Below are 3,930 nucleotides of genomic sequence, written 5' to 3'. Positions count from 1 at the left end.
GAGCAACGCCATACCGATGCAGCCGCATACCGCCTTAAACACTAAAACCAACGCATAGTAAAAATGCCACGCGTTGCGAATCCCTCTTGAACAGTTTGTTAACTGGATTTGCAAAGGAGGAGCGCTTGCTTTCCAGATTTTGCGATAATTACACGCTTATTTCTTGTAAGCGTCTTGAGTTTGTCCATTATTAGGGGTTTCGACTTTTTGGGATAGTCCCATAAGAATTTGATGAACTCGATATCAAACCTTTCATCGCAACCTTCAGCTAAATCTGGACGCTTACTACTTAATAATGTTCTCTTTAGTGCTCGATAGATACAGGTATATCGGTTTACATCTAAGAATATTACTGTGTCACAAGCTCCAAATCTTATATCAAGGGTGCTCTGATAATTACCGTCGATAATCCAACACTCGCTTTCACAAAGACCTTTTTGAATTTTGATCCAGTCATCTTTTGGAGTTTTAACCCAATTTGGTTTCCAATATAGCTGATCGAGATGATGAACAGGCAAATTCAACTCTGTACCTAATAGTGCCGAAAATGTGGATTTACCCGAACCGCCGGAACCAATGACCGCAATTCTTTTCATCGGACTTACCTCGTCACCAATCCAGTTAACGCCTTGTTAAGGTGTGAGGCGCGCAATACCAAGGCCTCCGCATATCACCTTAACCACCAAACCTGACGCATGGTAAAAATGCCACGCGTGCCGAATCACTCTTGAACAATTTGTTAGCAGTCTATTATTTCGACACTCTCATCTATATTTATACACCCTTTAAATAAGACGTGCGGTGTTCTGAAATAGAGAAGAGGGCTAGCTCCGATAGATATTTGTTGCGCATAGTAACGCTCAGTTTCTGGCGGCAAGTCTGACATCTCACTGAGCCGAGCAACATCAAACTGGGAGTAATCACTTTCTTTAGCAGACCACTCACCAAACTTTTGCTCTTTTGACCAAAAGAAAGTGCTATTGCATTCATCCAACCCTAAGTTCAACGCCTCGAATCTAAAATAGCGCCCCAGATTCGATAGCTGTAGACCTTGTTCTATCAAAGCACTTTTAATCTTATGAGGATGTATCGGGCTTAAATGAAGTACGTCATTCCAGAGACAGTCTAGAGGTAATACCCTACGCTCTAATGCCCCCTCTCTGTTTCGATATTTCTTTACGTGAAGCTGATACAAGTTATCATGCACTTGCTTCAACTCATTGAGTGGAAACAGCATATTGCCTTTTAAATTGACAGGTACTCTGTGGTATAGATACATATTTAAATCCACCCATTGACTGCTAACGCCCAATTAAGGGGTGAACAACGCCTTCACCCAACCTAAAGCATTGTGCCATAAACACTAAAACTGAAGTAGAAGCAAAAGTGCCAAGCGTTGTGAATCCCTCTTAAATTGCTTGTTATGGCGCAATTCTCAAAGATGGCCACTTAACTAACCATCCTTTCGAATTTACACGATTTTCAAATGCTGCTCGTGACCTTTTAGGGTTATGCGTGACGCAGTAACCAAATAAAGATTCAAACCCAAACGCTGAGATAACTTCATATTGATTCACGCCTGTTTGACGAACACCAACGGCTGTTTCTTTTTCAGGCCAATAGCTCATAGCATCCACTGAACTTTGATAAGGTTCATCACCATTACGTTGATGCATTTGAGCTTGATTTCGAACTTGCCAGTTAAGCTCTGGCATACAGCCTTTCAAGTGTACTTCATAATACAAGTAGGTATCAGAATTGGATTCATTCGGGTCGAAATAGATAACATCAACGTCATTCAAAGGAGTCGTAGATTTAAACCCATGTAACGAGTCCCAAACTAGATTTCGGACGAAACCTGCTGCTATATAGCACTGAGGTAAATTCAGCTGAGACACATGATTTAGTGCCTCAGTCCTTATTGGATCACGTTTTATTAATTCTACGATTCTGTCCATTTTCGTCCTGCGCCATAACGCCGCATTAAGGGGTGAACAACGTCGCCCCCCAACCTAAACCATTGTGCCATAAACACCTAAGCTAAATCTTGGACCAAAACTGCCAAGCGTTGTGAATCCCTCTTGAATGCTTTGTTATGTGATTTTCTCAAAGGTTTCTCATACTAACCATTTGAAAGACTTCTGTAAGAATTTGTCTGCATTTTCAGTGACAATTTCACCGTGAGCCATGACCAATATTTGCGGGTTCCAAGACAACAACCTATTGAGGTGTTCCCGAGCATCCGCTTTACCAAACATGAAGCTTAAACGCCAATCTAAAGGCATTTTCCCATTAGGGGCAAGTATACCAACACCTTTCGCCACAACCCGCTGCCAGTAGTTAAAGTCTTTACCTGAAAAGTTCTCAACTAGGTCAGCAACAATTAACGTACTTGAACTGCTATGGTAAAACACACATTCTTCCATTAGCGGAGAACCAGAAAACAATTCTTGTTCAATGTCAGGCTCCCAAGCATAACTTTGCGGGTTATTAAGAGATGTATGAAAAGAAATATCGCTACGCTTTTTTATCACCTCGTTTGTCCCATAGACTTCTGCGTTTGGATAGGCCGCAATCAATTCAGATAAGAACAAGTGGTGTAGATGATTGGGAGCAATTAAATATTTAACAGAACCTAAACTGTCAATTTGCTCTGCAATTGACTCAGATAATTTGATTGGACTATGAAGCCATAGATCTCCACTAGAAAGTCTAACAACCGTCATTCGAGTGGAAAAAGGCAAACCTAAGAACTGAACAGGTTCACCATTAAATATCCAAATTTCATGCGCTAATTTTTCCATGTTACTCCAATCACATAACGCCCTGTTAAGGTGTGAGCAACGCAATGCCGAAGCTGCTGCATACCACCTTAAACACTAAACGCAACGCATAGTAAAAATGCCACGCGTTGCGAATCACTCTTAAACAGTTTGTTATGTGCGTTCTTGTTTATTAATTTCTCGTCTATACCAAGACTCTGAGACACTCCACGTTACAAAACCTAAAACTACCCCAAGAGCAAGTAATACCAGTGTCGACAAACCGAAATCAAACCAGAATTCTAACCACGTGCGAACTTTGTCAAATAGGATGAAACCAACTGTTTTTCCAAACAAGACTGAACCAGTTGCAATTAAAGTAGTTTTTAAAACGTAATGACCCCGTCCTTTTTTACGAGTTTGTTTCCACCTGTTTAACCTTTTACTTTTCCAAGTATTCATAAGCGAGAACTCCGTTTGCACCCTCGAAAAATCCTACTCTATAACTGGAAACATTCCTTAAAACCTGTACTGATTATGCGATACAGCCCAAATTAGATGCATAAGCACATAACGCTCTGTTAAGGTGTGAGCAACGCAATACAAAAGCTGCCGCATACCACCTTAAACACTAAAACCAACGCATAGTAAAAATGCCACGCGTTGCGAATCACTCTTGAACAGCTTGTTAGGCAAATAGTCAAAGTGATTTAATGCCTTGACCCAATATCATGATCTTCATCACCGCCCTCAATTAACCTTGTTAATTCATCACACAAGACTAAACGATTATTATGTATCGTGAACTGGGCTATAACTTTGACTTTTATAATCGAGCCATCTTTTTTGTGGGCTGTTACTACATGATTACTGAAAAGAACATTGCCCTCTTGAACCAAAGTAAGAAAGTTAACATCTAATGTACTAATAACTTTCTTCTGTGCCTCTATATGATTTACAAAGCTATCATAATCCAACTCCACTCCATCCACTTTTTGTATATAAGATGGGTCGACGTACTGCTCAATTAATGCAACATCTAACTCTGGCGCCATAAGAACATCTGTAAATAAATTTTTAATAAGTGCTTTTTCTAAACTCATTTCAATTATCACCTCACCAATATTTGCCTAACGCCGCATTAAGGGGTGAGCAACGCAAACCACCC

The 3,930-nt window shown here is 40.4% G+C and carries 6 protein-coding genes; all 6 read right to left on the bottom strand.

The genetic code is table 11. The features are described from left to right. Positions 1-98: 98 nt before the first annotated feature. The 6 genes from CAG69_RS12695 to CAG69_RS12655 all read right to left on the bottom strand — a co-directional run bounded on the left by CAG69_RS12695 (position 99) and on the right by CAG69_RS12655 (position 3,865). Positions 99-596 (bottom strand): DNA topology modulation protein, encoded by a 498-nt coding sequence (locus tag CAG69_RS12695; protein WP_161444491.1) that lies wholly within the window; start codon positions 594-596, stop codon positions 99-101. Positions 597-739: 143 nt separating this feature from the next. Then, positions 740-1,291: a hypothetical protein gene (locus CAG69_RS12685; RefSeq protein WP_257973124.1), complete on the bottom strand. Its 552-nt coding sequence runs from the start codon at positions 1,289-1,291 to the stop codon at positions 740-742. Between the two features lie 130 nt (positions 1,292-1,421). Beyond that, a complete protein-coding gene (locus CAG69_RS12680; RefSeq protein ID WP_161444489.1) occupies positions 1,422-1,958 on the bottom strand; it encodes a nucleotidyltransferase family protein in 537 nt (178 codons plus the stop codon). A 159-nt stretch (positions 1,959-2,117) separates the two neighbouring features. Next, positions 2,118-2,804 carry a DUF4336 domain-containing protein gene (locus CAG69_RS12675; protein WP_161444486.1) on the bottom strand — a complete coding sequence of 229 codons (687 nt, stop codon included), beginning with the start codon at positions 2,802-2,804 and terminating at the stop codon, positions 2,118-2,120. A 132-nt stretch (positions 2,805-2,936) separates the two neighbouring features. Continuing rightward, positions 2,937-3,224 (bottom strand): hypothetical protein, encoded by a 288-nt coding sequence (locus CAG69_RS12665; RefSeq protein WP_099609958.1) that lies wholly within the window; start codon positions 3,222-3,224, stop codon positions 2,937-2,939. A gap of 248 nt (positions 3,225-3,472) precedes the next feature. Continuing rightward, positions 3,473-3,865: a hypothetical protein gene (locus CAG69_RS12655; protein ID WP_031850676.1), complete on the bottom strand. Its 393-nt coding sequence runs from the start codon at positions 3,863-3,865 to the stop codon at positions 3,473-3,475. Between the last annotated feature and the right edge of the window lie 65 nt (positions 3,866-3,930).

Source organism: Vibrio sp. V43_P6S15P86 (genome assembly GCF_009904725.1).
Lineage (GTDB): Bacteria > Pseudomonadota > Gammaproteobacteria > Enterobacterales > Vibrionaceae > Vibrio > Vibrio diabolicus.
Note: the sequence above shows the minus strand (reverse complement) of the source record. Positions and strands in the feature narration are given on the sequence as shown.